Raw genomic sequence first — 1,459 nt, forward strand, 5'->3', positions numbered from 1 at the left:
AGTGGCGACCCCTAAAAGTTAGAGTTTTTATTATGCAGCTGATTGGCTGGATTGAGTTCGGTATTCGACCGGACTCAGTCCAGTCAATTTTGCTTTTGATCGTACGTGGTTATACCAGTAGATGTAATCTTCAATTCGTCGTTTTAATTCTTCATAGCTTACTAATTTCTCTCCATAATACATTTCTTGCTTTAAAATGCCAAAAAAATTCTCCATTGAAGCATTGTCTGCGCAGGTCGCTTTACGTGACATGCTTTGGAATACGTTATTTTTCTTTAATGTATTCACCCACTTGCTGTGCTGGTAATGCCATCCTTGATCTGAATGGATCGTTGTGCGGTATGTTGCGTAATTCTTTATGAATTCTATTGTTTCATCTAAAGGTTCCATGACAAGATCTAACGTAGGTCGTTTCTTGATTCCAAACGCAATAATTTCCCCGTTATAAAGGTCAAGAAGGGGATTTAAGTACAATTTTTCTTCACCTAGACATTTGAATTCTGTAATGTCGGTTACTAATTTTTGAAGAGGAATAGGTGTGTAAAAACGGCGGGATAAACGGTTTTTAGCTACCTTTCCAACGTTTCCTTTATATGAATTGTATTTACGGGATTTGCGCATGAATTTCACACACTTTAACCCAAGCTCTCGCATCAAACGATACACTTTTTTATGATTAACGCGATATCCTAATTTCTTTAATTCCTTCGTGATGCGTTTATAACCATAACGTTCATGAAACTTCTTAAATTGTTCAGTAATAAGTTCTTTTAGTTCTATGTCCGGATCTTCTTTTCCAAAGTTTTTTACGTGATAATGATAGGTTGCTTCTGGAATACCAACCACAACGAGTATATCCCTTAATCGGAATCCTTCTTGTTTGAGTTCGAATGCCAATTTCGCTTGGGCTTTTCGAGGAAGGCATTCGGATTTTCCTGAAAAGCTCTTAACTTTTTTAGGTATGCATTTTCTAATCTCAGTAGTTCATTCTCACGCTCTAACTCTTCTTCACGTGTTAACTTTTCTTCGTCCTTTTTCGTTTGTTTATTGGGTTTTTTAGACATAGAAGGTCGCCCCTTTGGTTTTGGTTTCAGGCCTTCTACTCCTTGTTCATTGAATTCTTTCATCCATCGATTAATTAAAGAAGGATTGTTCAATTTAAATTGATCTGCAGTTTCTTGATAAGAAGCACCTGTATTTAACATAAATTGTATCGTATCTAATTTAAATTGAACAGAATATGCCTCTTTTCTTCTTCTATTCTTTAATCCTTCTACCCCTTGAGTTTTATAGGCACTCACCCAATTTCTTAACGGTGTATAAGACGGCATATTGTACTTTTTTGCCAATAATTTATATCCTTTGTTCCCATGTAGATATTCGGTGACAAGCTTTATTTTAAACTCTTCACTATATTTAGCCATAAAAACACCCCCCGAAAGTTAGATTTAGCACTCTA

The 1,459-nt window shown here is 35.8% G+C and carries 2 protein-coding genes; both read right to left on the reverse strand.

Annotated elements, in window-relative coordinates; all coding sequences use genetic code 11:
- Positions 1-30: 30 nt before the first annotated feature.
- Complete coding sequence (locus tag GZ63_RS0115250) at positions 31-897, reverse strand: IS3 family transposase (RefSeq protein ID WP_084179334.1); 867 nt, start codon at positions 895-897, stop codon at positions 31-33.
- On the reverse strand, positions 861-1,424 hold the full coding sequence (locus GZ63_RS0115255; RefSeq protein ID WP_029271030.1) for a helix-turn-helix domain-containing protein: 564 nt from the start codon (positions 1,422-1,424) through the stop codon (positions 861-863). The genes GZ63_RS0115250 and GZ63_RS0115255 overlap by 37 nt, the downstream gene beginning before the upstream one ends.
- Positions 1,425-1,459 lie beyond the last annotated feature (35 nt).

The organism is Virgibacillus alimentarius, from assembly GCF_000709085.1.
In the GTDB taxonomy this organism is placed as follows: domain Bacteria; phylum Bacillota; class Bacilli; order Bacillales; family Amphibacillaceae; genus Virgibacillus_B; species Virgibacillus_B alimentarius.

What these genes read in the sequence shown, in the direction of transcription:
- GZ63_RS0115255 (WP_029271030.1), bottom strand. Translation starts at nt 1,424, where the DNA reads ATGGCTAAATATAGTGAAGAGTTTAAAATAAAGCTTGTCACCGAATAT.